Source organism: Chitinivorax sp. PXF-14, assembly GCF_040812015.1.
Taxonomy (GTDB): domain Bacteria; phylum Pseudomonadota; class Gammaproteobacteria; order Burkholderiales; family SCOH01; genus JBFNXJ01.
On the sequence record NZ_JBFNXJ010000004.1, the window covers coordinates 226533 to 243257 of the forward strand.

Here is a 16725-nt window from a genome sequence, read left to right on the forward strand (position 1 = left end):
CTGTTCCGCTCAGACCCGAACGCTAAGGAACTGGTCAAATGGCTGGTGGAGCCGGCCGTGGCCGTGGTCTGCTGGGTGGGTGCGGCGAAAATCTTTGGCCAGCCGCTGGGGTCGGATGATTTCGTGGCCTGCCTGCTGATGTTCCTGCTGACATTCCCGGGGCGCTGGACCAACAAGGTCGACGTGGGGGCGATAATCGATCTGTATGCGAACTGGTTGTTCGTGGCCGGCCTCTTGGTGTTGCTTGGTGTTGCTACCGACTACATACACAACTTCGAGCCCAGGGCCATCATGTTATGGGGCGGGGCAACTCCGCTGATCATGGCCATGGCCTATCAAATCGTCGGCCAGGTTTTTGATTGGGTCTATCAGGATGAGTCGTCAGTTGCGCGTGCCGTTGTGGTTGGCTACAACGAAACCGGCCGTCGCCTGGCGGGTAATTTCGAAGGGGATAGCAGTCTCGGCATGCGTTTGCTGGGGGTGTTTGACGACCGTTCCGTCGAACGCCTCGGTGAGACGCCGCCGGTCCCGATGCTTGGTGGGCTTGGCAACGTTGCCAGCTATGTCAAGGAGCACCAGGTTTCCCGCATCTACATCGCGCTGCCGATGGCTTCCCAGCCTCGCATCTTGAAGTTGCTCGATGATTTGCGCGACACCACCGCGTCGATCTATTTCGTGCCTGATTATTTTGTGTTCGACCTGATCCAGGCTCGACTCGACCGGGTCAAGGATATTCCGGTGGTCGCCGTGTGTGAGACCCCGTTCTACGGGATGAATCAGTTCCTCAAGCGCTGCTCGGATATTCTCCTGTCGTCGCTGATCTTGCTGGGTATCTCCCCGATCATGCTGTTGACGGCGCTCGCCATCAAGCTGGAATCGAAGGGACCGGTGTTCTTCAATCAGCGCCGTTATGGTCTCGATGGGCGCGACATCATGGTCTACAAGTTCCGCTCGATGTCCGTCATGGAAGATGGAGATCAGGTGTACAAACAGGTCACTCGCAACGATAGCCGCGTAACACGAGTCGGTGCATTCATTCGCAAGACCTCGATCGACGAACTGCCGCAATTCCTCAATGTGCTGCAGGGCCGGATGAGCATTGTCGGCCCAAGGCCGCACGCCGTCGCGGTCAACGAGCAGTATCGCAAGCTGATCCCCGGCTATATGGTTCGCCACAAGGTCAAGCCCGGCATTACTGGTTGGGCACAGGTCAACGGCTATCGTGGCGGGGACGATCTTGAGCACATGACGAAGCGTGTCGAGTTCGACCTGGAATATCTGCGCAACTGGAGCCTGCGTCTGGATATCGCCATCATCATGCGTACCGTGCTGCTGGTGTTCAAGGATGCCCGTGCATATTGAGTCGATGCGACGATGAACAAATCGCAAGGCGCATTAATTTTCGGCTACCCGCGCACCACCGTCGCACGCATCTTGCCGATGGCCCTGTATTTCGTGTTCCTGGCCGCCTCGCCGTGGTTGAGCAAGGCCTTGGCGCTCGACGCGTGGGCATCGAACTGGCTCTATGGCGCGAAGGTGGCGACTGTCGTGGCCGCGCTGCTGTACTTCGTGCGTGACTACGGCGAATTGCGCGCCTGGCGCTTGCCGGCCGCTACCTGGCTGCTGTCGCTCGCTACCGGCCTGGTCGTGTTCGGTCTGTGGATCGTGCTGGTGGACGGCTGGATGGTCATGGGGGAGATGCCCGGTTATCGCCCACTTGCCGCCGATGGCTCGCTTGACTGGGCGCAGGTCGCGGTGCGATGGTTCGGCGCCGCGCTGGTGGTGCCGGTCATGGAGGAGCTGTTCTGGCGCTCCTTCCTGCTGCGCTGGCTGTCGAGCCCGGCTTTCCTGCAGGTCGACCCACGCCGGGGCGACGCACGCGCGTTCTGGATCACCGCCGTACTGTTCGGTGTGGAACACCAGCAATGGCTGGCCGGTATCGTCGCCGGTGTCGCCTACAACTGGCTGTATCGCCGCACCGGCTCGTTGTGGGCGCCGATCGTGGCGCATGCCGTGACCAACGGTGTGCTCGGCTGGTGGGTGGTCAGCCAGGGGGCCTGGCAGTTCTGGTAATGCCTGCCGCCGCGCCTGATACGGCTATCCTCACGCCCCGTGCCGAGGCGCATGGGGCGCCGCGCGAGTGTGATCCCACTTCGCCCAATATTGATGTTTGAGATTGATATGACTCCAAGACTCCTTCCGTGGCTCGTCCTCTCTGCCTTGTCTGCCCTCAGCGGCTCGGCGTGGGCGTTTGCCGACGACAACAATACCGTGACGACCTATGTGCAGGCCGGCTACCAGCGTGACAGCAACCTGCTGCGCCGTGACTCGGCGTCCGGCGAAGAGGCGGACAAGATTCGCATCCTGGCGGCCGGCGTGCAGCTCAAGCTGCCGGTCAGCCTGCAGACGTTTACCGCCGGCCTCGATGTGCAGGACGTGCGTTTCGACCGCTTCACCGACCTCAATTACCGCAGTCACCGAGCATCTGCCGGCTGGGACTGGCGCCTGACGCCCGACATCGGCGGCAAGCTCGGGTGGGCCGACGAACGCCAGCCGGTGCAGCTCAAGTATCTGGATCAGAAGCTGCTCGACGAGACCAAGGACAGGCGGCTCAATGCCAGCGTGTTCTACCGCTTCCAGCCCGAATGGCAGGTCGAGGCCGGGGCCGACGATGGCCGGACGACCCACACGCTGCAAGCCCGCCAATACCTCGATAACGATAGCCGTGGCTATTCGGCCGGCCTGCGCTACCTGCCGACGACGGGCAGCTCGGTCGCGCTGGTGGCCAAGCGCAGCACGGCGGACTACCCCAATCGCGAAGTACCGGTGGTGCCGCCCACCATCACCCTGCCGTTCTTCCTGGTCGACAACGGCTACACGCAGCGCGACCTGCGCCTGACCGCCGACTGGCGCGCGAGCGAGACGGCCACCGTGTCGGCCTATGCTGGCCAGACCAAGCGCGAACACCACCAGTTGAACGGTCGCGACTTCAGTGGCGCAACCGGCCGCCTGGCGCTGGATTGGCTGCTTAGCGGCAAGCTGCGCTTCGTTACCGGCACCTGGCGCGAGATCGGCGGCGACGAGCAGTCGGCCTTTTCAAGCTACGCGATCCGCCGTGGCTGGAATGTCGAGCCGACCTGGTATGTGACGCCCAAGGTTCAGGCCAAGCTCAGTTGGCGCCAGGAGCGGCTGCAGTACGCGGGCGCGCCGGCGACGGCTGTCGGCGTGGAGCAGCGTAGCGATAAGGAAAAAATGCTGAGCGTGTCGGCCGATTATGAGGTGCTGACCAATGTCGTGCTGTCCCTGTCCCACTCGCGCGAGAAGCGCGAATCCAACCAGGCGGTGGAAAACTACCGGGACCGGATGACGTCGCTGTTCGTCAAGGCCTCCTTCTGACCCTGACTGTCTGCGCAAAAACAAAAGGGGCACCATGCCCCTTTTGTTTTTCTGGTGTGCAGGCGGGCCGCTCAGGTTCTCAGCACGTCGAGCAGCTCCTTCTCGACCTGCACCAGGCGTTTGCTGTCGCTCAACGCCGGACCGGTGACGAGGAAGGTGTCTTCCGCGCGCTCGCCAAGCGTGCTGATCTTCGCCGAATGGATGCTGATCTGCCAGGCGCTGAGTATGCTGGTGATGCGCGACAGCAGCCCCGGACGGTCGCCGGCGATGATCGACATGACGTAGTAGTTCTGCTTGTCGTCGGTGCGGATGTTGACCTGTGGCGCCAGCGGGAAGTACTTGAGCTGTCGGCTCAGCCGTCCCGTCATCGGCGGCTCGACCGGTGTCTGCTGCTTGAGGCGGTGTGTAAGCTCGAACTCGAGCAGGGCGATCAGGTCGCGGTAATGCTCTTCGCTGTTCTCGGGGATGAAGACGTAGAAGCTGTCGAGCGCATAGCCGTGGCGCGTGGTGTAGATCTTGGCCTCGCCGATGCTGTAACGCGAGCGCTCGAAGAACGAACACAGGCGCGCGAACAGCTGTGCCTGATCCTTGACGTAGACCAGCACCTGCAGGCCCGCGCCGTCGTCCGACAGCTTGGCCTTGACTACCGGCTCGTCGGTCTCCGGTCGCCAGTACAGCGCCCGGGTGTGCCAGGCGATCTCGCGCGCGTCGTGGCGCATGAAGTAGACCGTGTCGAGCTGCTTCCACAGCGTCTTGTGTGCGTCGTCGCCGAGCCCGTAGTAGCGCAGCAGCGCCTGGGCCTCGGCCTGGCGTTCCTCCAGGTAGGTGACGAGGCTGTATTGCCCGGCGGACAGTCGGCGGCTCGTGGCGTGGAACAGGTCCTCCAGCAGCTTGGCTTTCCAGTTGTTCCACACCTTGGGGCTGGTGCCGCGGATGTCGCCGACGGTCACCAGGTAGAGCGCGGTCAGGTGGCGCTGGTCGACGACCAGCTTGGCGAAGTTCTCGATCACTTCGGGGTCATATACGTCCTGCTTCTGTGCGACCGAGGACATCGTCAGGTGGTGCTCCACCAGCCATGATACGAGCGCGCAGTCTTCTTCCGGCAGCTGGTGCTGCTGACAGAACTCATAAGCATCGACCTTGCCGAGCGCCGAGTGGTCGCCGCCCCGACCCTTGCCGATGTCGTGGAACAGCCCGGCCAGATAGAGCAGCTCTGGCTTCTTGAAGTCCTCGATCAGCTTGGAGCAGAGCGGGTATTCGTGGGTGAATTCGGGCACGGCGAAGCGGCGCAGATTGCGCACCACCATCAGGATATGCTCGTCCACCGTGTAGACGTGAAACAGGTCGTGCTGCATCAGGCCGACGATCTTGCCGAATGCGGGGATGTAGCGGCCGAGAATGCCGTAGAGGTTCATGCGGCGCAGCACGCGCGTCTGCCCGCGCGGCGCGGCCATGATCTCCATGAACAGCCGCTGGTTGGCCGGGTTGGCGCGGAACTCCGCATTGATCTTGCCGCGTGCATTCCACAGCGAGCGCAGGGTCTTGGCGCCGAGGCCGGTCAGGCTGGAATGGCGCTGCAGCAGCAGGAAGGCCTCGAGAATCGCCGACGGGTCTTTCTGGAACAGATCGAGATCGCGTGCGAGCAGCAGATTGTTGCGGCTGAAGAAGCGCTCGTTGAGCACCTCGACCGGCGCCAGCACCGAGATCAGGCGCCCGCGCAGATTCTGCAGCAGGATGTCGTTGAGCTGCAGCACCGTGCGTGCGGCACGGTAGTAGTTCTGCATCAGCCGCTCGCTGGCGCGTTGCAGCTTGCTATCCTCGAAGCCGGCTTCTCTGGCGAGCTGGTTTTGCAGGTCGAACAGCAGGCGATCCTCGCGCCGCCCGGCCAGATAGTGCAGGCCAGAGCGCAACGCCTGCAGCACACGCTCGGCGCGGTGGATCTGGCGCGCCTCGGCAGCGGAGAGAATGCCGTGCTGCGCCAGCTCGCGCCAGGTGGTGCCGGCGCCGCTCGCATTGGCGATCCAGATCACCGTCTGCAGGTCGCGCAGGCCGCCCGGGCTTTCCTTGACGTTGGGTTCGAGGTTGTAGGCCACGCCATGGAAGCGCGAGTGGCGTTGTTCCTGCTCCAGCAGCTTGCCTTCGACGAAACGTAGCGGGTCCATCTGCACATGCAATTGTGAACGCAGCGCCTCGAAACGCGCCGGCTCGCAAGACAGGGGGCGCGCTTCGAGCAGCGTCGTCTGCACCGTGAGGTCGCGCTCAGCCTCTTCCAGGCATTCGGCCAGCGTGCGTGTGCTGTGGCCGACGTCGAGGCCGATATCCCAGAACAGGCCGATCAGGCGCTCGACCTTGGCCAGCACCTCGGCGTCGGCGGCGTCCGGCAGCAGGATCAGGATGTCGATGTCGGAATAGGGGTAGACCTCGCCGCGGCCGTAGCCGCCCACGGCGACCAGGCTGACGTCGCCGGCGAATCCGCAGCTGGCCCAGAGGTCACGCAATACTCTGTCAACGAGATCGCTGTGGTCGGCCAAGAGCCGCTCCACATCGCGGCTCCTGCCGTGGATGTCGCGCAGATGCTGGCGCCCATCCGCCAGGCGCTTGCGCCACGGCGCGGGGTCGAAGCGGGCGGTGGCGTCCGGATGCGTCATGCTAGCCTAGAACGGTTTGGCCGGTGTGCCAGCCGATTGGGTGAGGATCTCGTAGCCAGTTTCGGTGACCAGCACCGTGTGCTCCCACTGCGCGGACAGGCTATGGTCCTTGGTGACCACGGTCCAGCCGTCGCCCAGCATGCGGATACCGGCCTTGCCGGCGTTGATCATTGGCTCGATGGTGAAGATCATGCCGGGCTGCAGCTTGGCGCCGGTGCCGGGGCGGCCGTAGTGGACCACCTGCGGGTCTTCGTGAAATTGCTTGCCGATGCCGTGGCCGCAGAACTCGCGTACCACGCTGTAGCCGTTGCCCTCGGCATATTTCTGGATGGCGTGGCCGATGTCGCCGAGCGACTTGCCGGGCGCGACCTGCTCGATGCCGAGCCACATGCATTCATAGGTGATCTGGCTCAGGCGCTTGGCCTGGATCGATGCTTCACCGATCAGGAACATGCGGCTGGTGTCGCCGTGGTAGCCATCCTTGATCACGGTGATGTCGAGGTTGACGATGTCACCGCTTTTCAGCACGCGGTCGCCGGGAATGCCGTGGCAGACCTGATGGTTGATCGAGGTGCAGATCGCCTTGGGGTAGGGCGCATGCCCCGGTGGCGCATAGTTGAGCGGCGCCGGGATGGTGCCTTGCTCCTTGACCATGTACTCGTGGCACAGCCGGTCGAGCTCGCCGGTCGTGACGCCAGGTACGACGAAGGGGGTGATGTAGTCGAGGACTTCGCTCGCGAGCCGGCCGGCAACGCGCATCTTGGCGATATCTTCTGCGTTCTTGATGATAATGGACATGGCTGTGTGTATCTCTTGAAATTCTAGCCGCGGCCGGGGAGGGGTCGGTGTGGCCGGGGCAATGTAACCGTCAAGGATAAGAGATCACGCCAGGGGTGGCAATGTTCCCGGCCCCTTTTGCATGTCGCCGGGCCGCCGGCGTACTTGAGCGAGTCGGGCCGGTAATGCTAAAATCGCAAATTAGCTTTTTCGTGTAGAGAGCTAATCAACTCACACATCCGCCAACATTAAGGGTGTGCGCAATGCCCAAACGACAGTTTGACGGGCGCGCAGCTTGAAGGCGGATGGAGGTCTAACCCTTAATATTGGAGTCATCCATGTCTGTCAGCATGCGTCAAATGCTCGAGGCCGGCGTTCATTTCGGCCACCAAACCCGTTACTGGAACCCGAAAATGGCCCCGTTCATTTTCGGTCACCGCAACAAGATTCACATCATCAACCTGGAAAAGACCCTGCCGATGTACGAGCAGGCCATTTCCTTTGTGAAGAAGCTGTCCGCCAATAAGGGCTCTGTCCTGTTCGTCGGCACCAAGCGTCAGGCTCGCGACATCGTCAAGGAAGAGGCTAGCCGCGCTGGCGCACCTTTCGTCGATCAGCGTTGGCTCGGCGGCATGCTGACCAACTTCAAGACGGTCAAGCAATCGGTCAAGCGTCTGCAAGACATGCAGGCCACGCTGGCTGATCCGGCTGCTGGCGAGAAGTTCACCAAGAAGGAACTGCTCGACCTGCAACGCGACGCAGAAAAGCTCGAGAAGAGCCTGGGCGGTATCAAGAACATGGGCGGCCTGCCTGATGCGCTGTTCATCATCGACGTCGGCTACCAGAAGGGTGCCGTTACCGAAGCGCAAAAGCTGGGCATTCCGGTCATCGCTGTGGTCGATACCAACAACAGCCCGGAAGGCGTGGATTACGTGATCCCGGGTAACGACGACTCCAGTCGCGCGATTCGTCTTTATGCTCGTGGCGTCGCCGATGCGATCCTCGAAGGCAAGAGCAACGTAGCGAAGGAAGTCGGGGGCGGAGACGAATTTGTCGAAGTCCAGGCTGCGGAGCAAGCCGCCGAGTAAAGAAAAAGGGGCGGCAGCCCCTTTTTTGTGAATGTGCCGTCCGGCGGAATATCGCCGGTGCGCACAACGAATTCCCATCTGATTTGGCCCGGGCTGATCGCCGAGGCTGAATTGTCGAAATCCCAGGAGTAAGCAAATGGCTGAAATTAGCGCAAAAATGGTTGCGGAACTGCGCGAGGCGACTGGCCTCGGCATGATGGAGTGCAAGAAGGCTCTGGTCGAAGCTGAAGGCGATATCAAGAAGGCAGAAGAGCTGCTGCGCATCAAGAGTGGTGCCAAGGCAGGCAAGGTTGCCGGCCGTACCGCTGCGGAAGGTGCAATCGCCCAGTTTATCGCTGGCAAGGTTGGCGCGCTGGTCGAAATCAACTGCGAAACCGACTTCGTTGGCAAGGATGACGGTTTCGTCGCCTTCACCAAGGCCGTCGCTCAAGCCGTTGCCGAAAGCAACGCCGCTGACGTCGAAGCCCTGTCGGCTGTCAAGCTGGCTTCCGGTCAAACCGTCGAAGAAGCGCGCAAGGCGCTGATCTCCAAGGTCGGCGAAAACATCTCCGTGCGTCGTTTCGTGCGCTACGAAACGCCTGACGCCCTGTCGGTCTACCTGCACGGTTCGAAGATCGGCGTGCTGGTCGAACTCGCCGGTGGCGACGATGCACTGGGCAAGGACATCGCGATGCACATCGCTGCATCCAAACCGGTTTGCGTGTCGAAGGACGAAGTGCCTGCCGAGTTGCTGGAAAAAGAGCGCGTCATCTACGCCGCTCAAGCCGCTGAATCGGGCAAGCCGGCCAACATCGTCGAGAAGATGGTCGAAGGCCGTATCGTCAAGTATCTGGCGGAAGTGACCCTGCTCGGCCAGCCGTTCGTAAAGAACCCCGACGTGACCGTCGAAAAGCTGCTCGCCGACAAGAAGGCCAGCATCAAGCGCTTCCAGATGTTCGTCGTGGGCGAAGGCATCGAGAAGAAAGTTGTCGATTTCGCTGCAGAAGTTGCAGCTGCTGCTAAGGTGTAAAACATGGAAAAATCCCCCGTCTTCAAGCGAATCCTGGTGAAACTGTCTGGCGAAGCCCTGATGGGCGACGACAGCTATGGCATCAATCGCGCGACGATCGAGCGCATCGTCTCCGAGGTCAAGGAAGTGGTCGATCTCGGGGTACAGGTGGCCGTCGTCATCGGCGGGGGAAATATTTTCCGTGGCGTCGCGCCTGGCGCGGCCGGTATGGACCGCGCCACGGCCGACTACATGGGTATGCTGGCTACCGTGATGAACGCGTTGGCGCTGCAGGATGCCTTCCGCCACATCGACGTCGTCAGCCGCGTGCAGTCGGCATTGACGATCGAGCAGGTGGCCGAGCCCTATATCCGTGGCAAGGCGATGCGTTACCTGGAAGAGAACAAGGTGGTGATCTTCGCCGCCGGTACCGGTAACCCGTTCTTTACCACCGACACCGCGGCCGCGCTGCGTGGCATGGAAATGAACGTTGATATCGTGCTCAAGGCCACCAAGGTCGATGGCGTGTATACCGACGATCCGAAGAAGAACCCCGAAGCGGTTCGCTACCAGAAGATCACCTTCGACGAAGCGATCCACAAGAATTTGAAGGTCATGGACGCCACTGCGCTGACGCTGTGCCGTGACCAGAAACTGCCGATCAACGTCTTCAGCATCTTCAAGGCAGGCGGGCTCAAGCGCGTCGTGCTGGGCGAGGACGAAGGCACGCTGGTGCACTGCTGATCGGTTGTTGTAAAAAGACTCAAAGGAGCTGGGCATGATTGCCGACGTCAAGAAAACTACCGAACAGAAAATGCAACGTTCGCTCGAAGCGCTCAAGACCGACCTCACCAAGGTGCGGACTGGCCGCGCCCATACCGGTATCCTTGACCACGTGACGGTCGACTATTATGGCAACCCGACGCCGATCAATCAGGTTGCTGGCCTGTCCTTGCTGGATGCCCGGACCATTGGCGTCATGCCGTTCGAGAAGAAGATGGCGGCCGCCATCGAAAAGGCGATTCGTGATTCGGATCTGGGCCTGAACCCCGCTTCGATGGGGGACGTGGTGCGTGTGCCGATGCCCGCGCTGACGGAAGAGCGCCGCAAGGACCTGATCAAGGTCGTGCGTGGCGAAGCCGAAAATGCTCGCGTGGCAGTACGCAATGTGCGTCGTGACGCCAACGATCAGCTGAAGAAGGCGGTCAAGGACAAGGCCATCTCCGAGGACGACGAACGTCGCGCCCAGGACGATGTGCAGAAGCTGACCGACAAGTACATTGCCGAAATCGACAAGGCATTGCAGGCCAAAGAAGCAGACCTGATGGCTGTCTGAGCCGTGTCGCTCTTTTCCAGTTCTACCGTTGCCATTCCCGACGCTGTCCAGGTGCCGCGCCATGTGGCGATCATCATGGACGGGAATGGCCGCTGGGCCAAGAAACGGTTCATGCCCCGCGTCGCCGGCCACAAGCGTGGCCTGGAAACCGTGCGCGAGATCGTTCAGGCCTGCGTCGACCTGAGGGTCGACTACCTCACTCTGTTTGCCTTCTCGAGCGAGAACTGGCGTCGTCCGCAGGATGAAGTCTCGTTCCTGATGCAGCTTTTCCTGCGTGCGATGGAGCGTGAGGTCAACAAACTGGCGGACAACAACATCCGCCTCAAGATCGTCGGGCGTCTCGATCGTTTCGAACCGCAGATCGCCGAGATGATCGAAAAGTCGCAGGCTCGGACTGCCGCCAATAACGGGCTGACGCTGACTATCGCGGCGGACTACGGTGGCCGCTGGGATATCCTGCAGGCCACGCAGCACATGCTGAAGGCGCGCCCCGAGCTGGTCCAAGGGTTTGAAGAAGGCGATCTGGCCCCTTACCTGGCCATGTCATACGCACCCGAGCCCGACCTGTTCATCCGCACCGGCGGTGAGCAGCGCATCAGCAATTTCCTGCTGTGGCAATTGGCCTACAGTGAACTGTATTTCACCGATACGCTGTGGCCTGATTTCGACGCCAAGGCGCTCAAGCAGGCGATTGCCTCCTACCAGACGCGCGAACGCCGTTTCGGCCGTACCAGCGAACAACTCCTCGATGCTTAAAACCCGGATCATTACGGCACTGGTGCTGTTGCCCATCGTGCTGGCCGCCTTGTTCTTCCTGTCAGGAAGCGGTTGGGCGATCTTCGCACTTGCCGTCTGCGTGATCGGCAGCTGGGAATGGACACGGCTCAGCGGTTGGCAGGGCGGCAAGCAATGGGCTTATGTCGGCCTCACCGCGCTGTTCGGCCTGGCGCTGATCGCGACTGATGTTCCGCACCCGGTACGTGTGACGCTTTCGCTGCTGTCATTGGGCTTCTGGCCCGTGGTCGCCCCGCTCTGGCTGCATCGTAAGTGGCGCCTGTCGGGTCATGCCTTTGCCCCACTGATCGGCTGGCTGCTGCTGCTGGGCAGCTGGCAGGCGATGGTGCTGTGGCATGAACGTGAAAACGGTCCGTGGATCCTGCTTGCCATTCTTGCTGTGGCCTGGGTGGCCGATACGGCGGCCTATTTTGCCGGACGTGCGTTCGGCAAGCACAAGCTGGCGCCCTCCATCAGTCCCGGCAAGAGCTGGGAAGGCGTGGTCGGGGCCTATATCGGCATCACGGCCTACGGTTTTCTGCTGCTGCGTTCCCCCTTGGGGCCGCAATTCGGCGGAATGTGGATTTTCCCCGCGCTGTGGGTGCTGACTGGCTTGTCGGTCGTGGGTGATCTGCTCGAATCGCTGTTCAAGCGCCAGATCGGCATCAAGGACAGCAGCAATCTGCTGCCTGGGCACGGCGGTATCCTCGATCGCATCGACAGCCAGCTGGCCGTATTGCCGGTCAGCGCCGCACTGCTCACGCTGGCGCAGCTGGCTCAGTAAACCGGATATCCTCAAGCCATGTCTCGTCCGCAACGTCTGACCATTCTTGGTTCCACCGGCACCATCGGCGTCAACACGCTGGATGTGGTGGCGCGGCATCCCGAGCGTTATCAGGTACTGGCATTGACTGCCAATGCCTATGTCGAACGGATGGCCGAGCAGTGCCGGGCGTTTCGGCCGCGCTATGCCGTCATGCTCGACGCGGATGCGGCAGAGAGGTTGCGTCTTGCCCTGCGCGAAGACGACTTGCCGACCGAGGTGTTGGCGGGCGTCGAGGCACTCGAACGAGTGGCGTCGCTGCCCGAGGTCGATGCCGTCATGGCGGCCATTGTCGGCAGTGCGGGCATGCGGCCGACGCTCGCGGCGGCCCGTGCGGGCAAGCGGGTGCTGTTGGCCAACAAGGAAACCCTGGTCATGGCCGGGCGTCTGTTCATGGACGCCGTGCACGAGCACAAGGCCCTGCTGTTGCCGATCGACAGCGAGCACAACGCAATCTTTCAGGCTATGCCGTCCGGCTATGCCGGCGACCTCGATCGTGGCGGTGTGTCGCGTATCCTGCTGACGGCCTCGGGCGGGCCGTTTCGTACCACGCCGCTGGCGCAGTTGGCGGCCGTCACGCCTGAACAGGCCTGCGCTCACCCAAACTGGGTGATGGGGCGCAAGATATCGGTCGACTCGGCTTCCATGATGAACAAGGGGCTCGAGGTCATCGAGGCACACTGGCTGTTCAACGCACCGGCTGAGCGCATTGAGGTGGTGATCCACCCGCAGAGCGTGATCCACTCACTGGTGTCGTATATCGATGGCTCGGTGATTGCCCAGCTGGGCAACCCCGACATGCGCACGCCGATTGCCTATGCTTTAGCCTATCCCGAGCGCATCACGGCTGGGGTGGAGCCGCTGGACCTGGCGAAGATCGCCATCCTGCAGTTCGAACGGCCCGACCTGCAACGTTTCCCCTGTCTGCGGCTTGCCTTCGACGCACTCAAGCAGGGCGGCAGTGCATCGGCCATTCTCAATGCGGCCAATGAAATTGCTGTGGCGGCCTTTCTCGAACAGCGGCTGCGCTTCGATCAGATTCCTGTTCTGGTCGAATCGGTTCTCGCTGCATCCGACTGCCGCGAGGCGGCCGGCATCGACGAATTGCTGCAGATCGACGCCGCCGCGCGCGCCGCTGCAGAGTTGCATATCGCTCGGCTTGCTTGAGCAGTGAACTATTCTGCCGTAATCTGACCCAACACGCGTTCGCGCTAATTCGGGCTACTTCATGCAACTGTTGCAAACCCTGCTCGCCTTCGGGGTGGTGCTGGGGATTCTGATTACCTTCCACGAGTTCGGCCACTATTGGGTTGCCCGACGCTGCGGCATCAAGGTGCTGCGTTTCTCGATCGGCTTCGGCAAGCCGCTCTGGTCGACCCGCCGTGGCGCCGACCAGACGGAGTGGGTGATTGCCGCGCTGCCGCTGGGTGGCTACGTCAAGATGCTGGACGAACGCGAGGCGCCGGTCGAGGCGCACGAATTGCACCGTGCCTTCAATCGCCAGTCGGTGCTGAAGCGTATGCTGGTGGTGGTGGCCGGCCCGGTCGCCAATCTGTTGCTGGCCGTGGTGCTGTTCTGGGCCCTGTTCATGGTCGGCGTGCCCGAAGTCAAGCCGGTGCTGGGTGATGTGCCGTTCAACAGCCCCGCCGCCAGCGCCGGGTTTCACGCCGGCGATACCATTCGGGCGGTAAACGGCGAGCCGACCTCGACCTGGCAGGAGGTGCGCCTGGCTGTCATGGAGCAGGCGGTGGAAGGCCGCCAGGTGGTGTTCGAGGTGCGCAATGCCGCGCACGAGCGGGTGCGGCGTACCCTGGACTTTGCCGGGCTTGGCAAGGCGGATCTCGATAGCGATGTTCTGCAAGGGATCGGCCTGTCGGTGTTGCGCCACCAGCCGGTGCTGGCGTTGATCGATGCGAAGGGTGAGGCGGCCAGGGCTGGGCTGCGCAAGGGCGACAGGCTGATCAGCATCGGCAGCCAACCCATCCATCAGTGGGAAGACGCCGTGAAGGTGATCCGGCAGAGCCCGGCTACACCACTGGCGGTCACGGTGCAACGTGGTCAGCAGCAGCTGACGCTGTCCTTGATTCCCGAGGCGGTGAGCGAAAAAGGTGTCGTCATCGGCAAGATCGGTGTCGCACCCGAGATTGATCGCGCTGCCTACCAGGCTCTGTTCGAAGATGTCCGCTACGGGCCTGTCGATGCCTTTATCCAGGCCATGCGCAAGACTGGCAACAATGTCGCGATGAGCCTGAGAATGTTCTGGAAAATGCTGACCGGGGATGTGTCGGTCAAGAATCTGAGCGGCCCTGTCACCATCGCCGACTATGCAGGGCAGGCCGCCCGCATGGGGCTGAATACCTTCGTTGAATTTCTTGCCTGGGTCAGTATCAGCCTGGGTGTGCTGAATTTGCTGCCCGTTCCCTTATTGGACGGCGGGCATTTGATGTATTATACCGCCGAACTCGTGAGGGGACGGCCCATGCCGGACCGCGTCGTTGAAGCGGGCCAACACATCGGCATGGCGCTGTTGCTCTGTCTCATGCTTCTAGCTTTTTACAACGATATCAACCGCTTGTTGGCGGGCTAGCCGTTTTATGAAAATCAAAAACCTCGCGCTGGCTGTCGCCGCGCTGTATGCGGGCAGCGCGTACGCACTCGAACCATTCGTCATCAAGGAAATCCGGGTAGAAGGCGTGCAACGCACCGAGCCCGGCACGGTCTTCAATTACCTCCCCGTGAAAGTCGGCGATCGTCTCGACGACGACAAGGCTGCCGCATCCGTCAAGGCGCTCTACGCTACCGGCTTCTTCAAGGATGTCCGGCTCGAAGCCGAGGATGGCGTGCTGATCGTCGCCGTCGACGAACGCCCGACGATCTTCCAGATCAATATCAATGGCTCCAAGGATTTCGACAAGGATCAGCTGAAAAAGGCGTTGAAGGACAATGGCCTTGCCGAGTCGCTGATCTTCGACCGCGCGCTGCTCGATCAGGCCACGCAGGAGCTGAAGCGTCAGTACTACGCCAAGGGCAAGTACTCTGTCGATATCAAGGCGACGGTCACGCCGCTCGAGCGCAATCGCGTTGCGATCAACTTCGATATTTCCGAAGGTGCGGTCGCGACCATCAGCCAGATCAACATCGTCGGCAATCAGGCGTTCAAGGAAGGCGAGCTGCTCGATCTGTTCTCGCAGACCACGGGCGGCTGGTTCTCGTGGATCACCAAGGACGATCAGTATTCCAAGCAGAAGCTGTCGGCCGACCTCGAAGCCCTGCGCTCCTTCTACCTGAACCGCGGTTATCTCGAGTTCAATGTCGATTCGACCGTGGTGTCGATCAGCCCCGACAAGAAGAAGATCTACATCACCGTCAACCTGAGCGAGGGCAAGCGCTACACCGTCACCGACATCAAGGTCGGCGGCGAGCTGCTGGTGCCCGAAGACGAAGTCCGCAAGCTGATTCGCATCAAGGAAGGCGATGTCTTCTCGCGTGAGCTCGTCAACGAGAGCACGCAGAGCATCAGCGACCGGCTCGGCAACGACGGCTACGCCTTTGCCAACGTCAATGCGGTGCCGGAGCTCGATCGCGACAAGCAGACGGTGGCGTTCACCTTCTTCATCGATCCGGGCCGCCGCGTCTACGTGCGCAATATCAACATCACCGGCAATACCAAGACTCGCGACGAGGTGGTACGCCGCGAGATGCGCCAGATCGAGGGCGGCTGGTACAACGCCTCGAAGATCCGCCGCTCGAAGGAGCGTGTTGACCTGCTCGGCTATTTCGAGGATGTCAACGTCGAGACGCCGCAAGTGCCGGATAGCCCCGACCAGGTCGACGTCAACGTGTCCGTGAAGGAGAAGCCGACCGGCAACGTCATGGCCGGTATCGGTTATGCGCGCGGCACCGGCATCAGCTTCCAGGCGTCGATTTCGCAGTCGAATATCTTCGGCAGCGGTAAGTATCTGGCGCTGGGCCTCAATACCAGCAAGTCGAGCAAGCTGTACTCGATTTCCTATAGCGATCCGTACTACACCCCGGATGGTGTCAGCCGTGGTTTCGACCTTTACTATCGCAAGGTCGACCCGACCCAGCTGTCGCTCGGTCAGTACAACACGGCAGGCGTCGGCAGCTCGATGCGGGTGGGCTTGCCGATCAGCGAGTTCGATACCGTCAACTTCAGCCTCGGTATCGACCGCAGCGAGATCACGCTGCTGACCGGCGCGCCGCAGAATTACATCGATTTCGTCTCCGCGTTCGGCAGCCGCTATACCACGCTGCCCGCCACGGCAAGCTGGGTGCGCGACGGCCGCGATAGTGCCCTGTATCCGACGCGTGGCGCCTTGCGCCGCGTGGAATCGCTGGTGGCGCTGCCCGGCGGTGACCTGCGCTATTACACCTTGTCGGCGCAAAACCAGTGGTTCTACCCGCTGAGCAAGACGTTTACCTTCATGCTCAATGCCGAGGCAGGTTATGCCAACGGCTACGGTGGCCGTCCGCTGCCGTTCTTCAAGAACCTGTACGCCGGCGGTATCGGCTCGGTGCGTGGCTACGGCACCGGCACGCTGGGCCTGAAGGACAGCAATGGTGACGCGCTCGGCGGTAACCGCAAGGTCGTTGCCAACGCTGAGCTGCTGTTCCCGATTCCTGGCCTCAAGGGCGACAAATCCGCGCGCCTGAGCGTGTTTGGCGATGCCGGCTCGGTATGGGGTTCGGGCGACAAGATGTCGTTTGGCGACCTGCGTTATTCGGCTGGCTTCGGCCTGACCTGGGTATCGCCGGTTGGCCCGTTGAAGTTCAGTGTGGCGAAGCCGTTCAATCCCAAGGATAATGATAAGGTTGAGCGCTTCCAGTTCCAGCTTGGAACCCTATTCTGATGACTCGTTTTGGGAGAATAAAAT

Annotated in this window: 14 protein-coding genes; 12 read left to right on the plus strand and 2 right to left on the minus strand. The window is 61.6% G+C overall.

The window, feature by feature from the left end:
- The first annotated feature begins 57 nt into the window (after positions 1-57).
- The 3 genes from ABWL39_RS07450 to epsL all read left to right on the plus strand — a co-directional run bounded on the left by ABWL39_RS07450 (position 58) and on the right by epsL (position 3396).
- Entirely contained in the window at positions 58-1362 is a 1305-nt protein-coding gene (locus ABWL39_RS07450; RefSeq protein ID WP_367788613.1) for an undecaprenyl-phosphate glucose phosphotransferase, read from the plus strand.
- Positions 1363-1374: 12 nt separating this feature from the next.
- Positions 1375-2073 (plus strand): CAAX prenyl protease-related protein, encoded by a 699-nt coding sequence (locus ABWL39_RS07455; RefSeq protein WP_367788615.1) that lies wholly within the window; start codon positions 1375-1377, stop codon positions 2071-2073.
- A gap of 108 nt (positions 2074-2181) precedes the next feature.
- Positions 2182-3396 (plus strand): XrtB/PEP-CTERM-associated polysaccharide biosynthesis outer membrane protein EpsL, encoded by a 1215-nt coding sequence (epsL, locus tag ABWL39_RS07460; protein WP_367788617.1) that lies wholly within the window; start codon positions 2182-2184, stop codon positions 3394-3396.
- A 71-nt stretch (positions 3397-3467) separates the two neighbouring features.
- Here epsL and ABWL39_RS07465 read toward each other — a convergent pair whose 3' ends face one another.
- Both ABWL39_RS07465 and map read right to left on the minus strand, forming a co-directional pair.
- Positions 3468-6044 (minus strand): [protein-PII] uridylyltransferase, encoded by a 2577-nt coding sequence (locus tag ABWL39_RS07465; protein WP_367788619.1) that lies wholly within the window; start codon positions 6042-6044, stop codon positions 3468-3470.
- A gap of 6 nt (positions 6045-6050) precedes the next feature.
- The gene (gene map / locus ABWL39_RS07470; RefSeq protein ID WP_367788730.1) at positions 6051-6854 is read right to left on the minus strand and encodes a type I methionyl aminopeptidase; all 804 of its coding nucleotides are present in this window, start codon (positions 6852-6854) and stop codon (positions 6051-6053) included.
- Between the two features lie 305 nt (positions 6855-7159).
- On the opposite strand from map, the gene rpsB reads away from it, so the two are divergent.
- The 9 genes from rpsB (at position 7160) to bamA (ending at position 16701) form a co-directional block, all read left to right on the plus strand.
- Positions 7160-7909, plus strand: coding sequence for a 30S ribosomal protein S2 (gene rpsB / locus ABWL39_RS07475; protein ID WP_367788621.1), 750 nt, complete (start codon positions 7160-7162; stop codon positions 7907-7909).
- A gap of 136 nt (positions 7910-8045) precedes the next feature.
- Positions 8046-8918, plus strand: coding sequence for a translation elongation factor Ts (gene tsf / locus ABWL39_RS07480; protein WP_367788623.1), 873 nt, complete (start codon positions 8046-8048; stop codon positions 8916-8918).
- 3 nt (positions 8919-8921) lie between these two features.
- Entirely contained in the window at positions 8922-9641 is a 720-nt protein-coding gene (gene pyrH, locus ABWL39_RS07485) for a UMP kinase (protein WP_367788625.1), read from the plus strand.
- Between the two features lie 34 nt (positions 9642-9675).
- Entirely contained in the window at positions 9676-10233 is a 558-nt protein-coding gene (frr, locus tag ABWL39_RS07490) for a ribosome recycling factor (RefSeq protein WP_367788628.1), read from the plus strand.
- A 3-nt stretch (positions 10234-10236) separates the two neighbouring features.
- Positions 10237-10989, plus strand: coding sequence for an isoprenyl transferase (locus ABWL39_RS07495; RefSeq protein WP_367788630.1), 753 nt, complete (start codon positions 10237-10239; stop codon positions 10987-10989).
- Positions 10982-11791, plus strand: coding sequence for a phosphatidate cytidylyltransferase (locus tag ABWL39_RS07500; protein WP_367788632.1), 810 nt, complete (start codon positions 10982-10984; stop codon positions 11789-11791). The genes ABWL39_RS07495 and ABWL39_RS07500 overlap by 8 nt, the downstream gene beginning before the upstream one ends.
- 18 nt (positions 11792-11809) lie before the next feature.
- Positions 11810-12997, plus strand: coding sequence for a 1-deoxy-D-xylulose-5-phosphate reductoisomerase (gene ispC, locus ABWL39_RS07505; protein WP_367788634.1), 1188 nt, complete (start codon positions 11810-11812; stop codon positions 12995-12997).
- A 61-nt stretch (positions 12998-13058) separates the two neighbouring features.
- Complete coding sequence (gene rseP / locus ABWL39_RS07510; protein ID WP_367788636.1) at positions 13059-14417, plus strand: RIP metalloprotease RseP; 1359 nt, start codon at positions 13059-13061, stop codon at positions 14415-14417.
- Between the two features lie 7 nt (positions 14418-14424).
- A complete protein-coding gene (gene bamA / locus ABWL39_RS07515; RefSeq protein ID WP_367788638.1) occupies positions 14425-16701 on the plus strand; it encodes an outer membrane protein assembly factor BamA in 2277 nt (758 codons plus the stop codon).
- Positions 16702-16725: the final 24 nt, after the last annotated feature.

Coding starts and splice junctions, on each gene's coding strand:
- tsf (WP_367788623.1), top strand. CDS start 8,046: ATGGCTGAAATTAGCGCAAAAATGGTTGCGGAACTGCGCGAGGCGACT.
- ABWL39_RS07465 (WP_367788619.1), bottom strand. CDS start 6,044: ATGACGCATCCGGACGCCACCGCCCGCTTCGACCCCGCGCCGTGGCGC.
- ABWL39_RS07455 (WP_367788615.1), top strand. CDS start 1,375: ATGAACAAATCGCAAGGCGCATTAATTTTCGGCTACCCGCGCACCACC.
- rseP (WP_367788636.1), top strand. CDS start 13,059: ATGCAACTGTTGCAAACCCTGCTCGCCTTCGGGGTGGTGCTGGGGATT.
- pyrH (WP_367788625.1), top strand. CDS start 8,922: ATGGAAAAATCCCCCGTCTTCAAGCGAATCCTGGTGAAACTGTCTGGC.
- bamA (WP_367788638.1), top strand. CDS start 14,425: ATGAAAATCAAAAACCTCGCGCTGGCTGTCGCCGCGCTGTATGCGGGC.
- frr (WP_367788628.1), top strand. CDS start 9,676: ATGATTGCCGACGTCAAGAAAACTACCGAACAGAAAATGCAACGTTCG.
- rpsB (WP_367788621.1), top strand. CDS start 7,160: ATGTCTGTCAGCATGCGTCAAATGCTCGAGGCCGGCGTTCATTTCGGC.
- ABWL39_RS07500 (WP_367788632.1), top strand. CDS start 10,982: ATGCTTAAAACCCGGATCATTACGGCACTGGTGCTGTTGCCCATCGTG.
- ispC (WP_367788634.1), top strand. CDS start 11,810: ATGTCTCGTCCGCAACGTCTGACCATTCTTGGTTCCACCGGCACCATC.
- epsL (WP_367788617.1), top strand. CDS start 2,182: ATGACTCCAAGACTCCTTCCGTGGCTCGTCCTCTCTGCCTTGTCTGCC.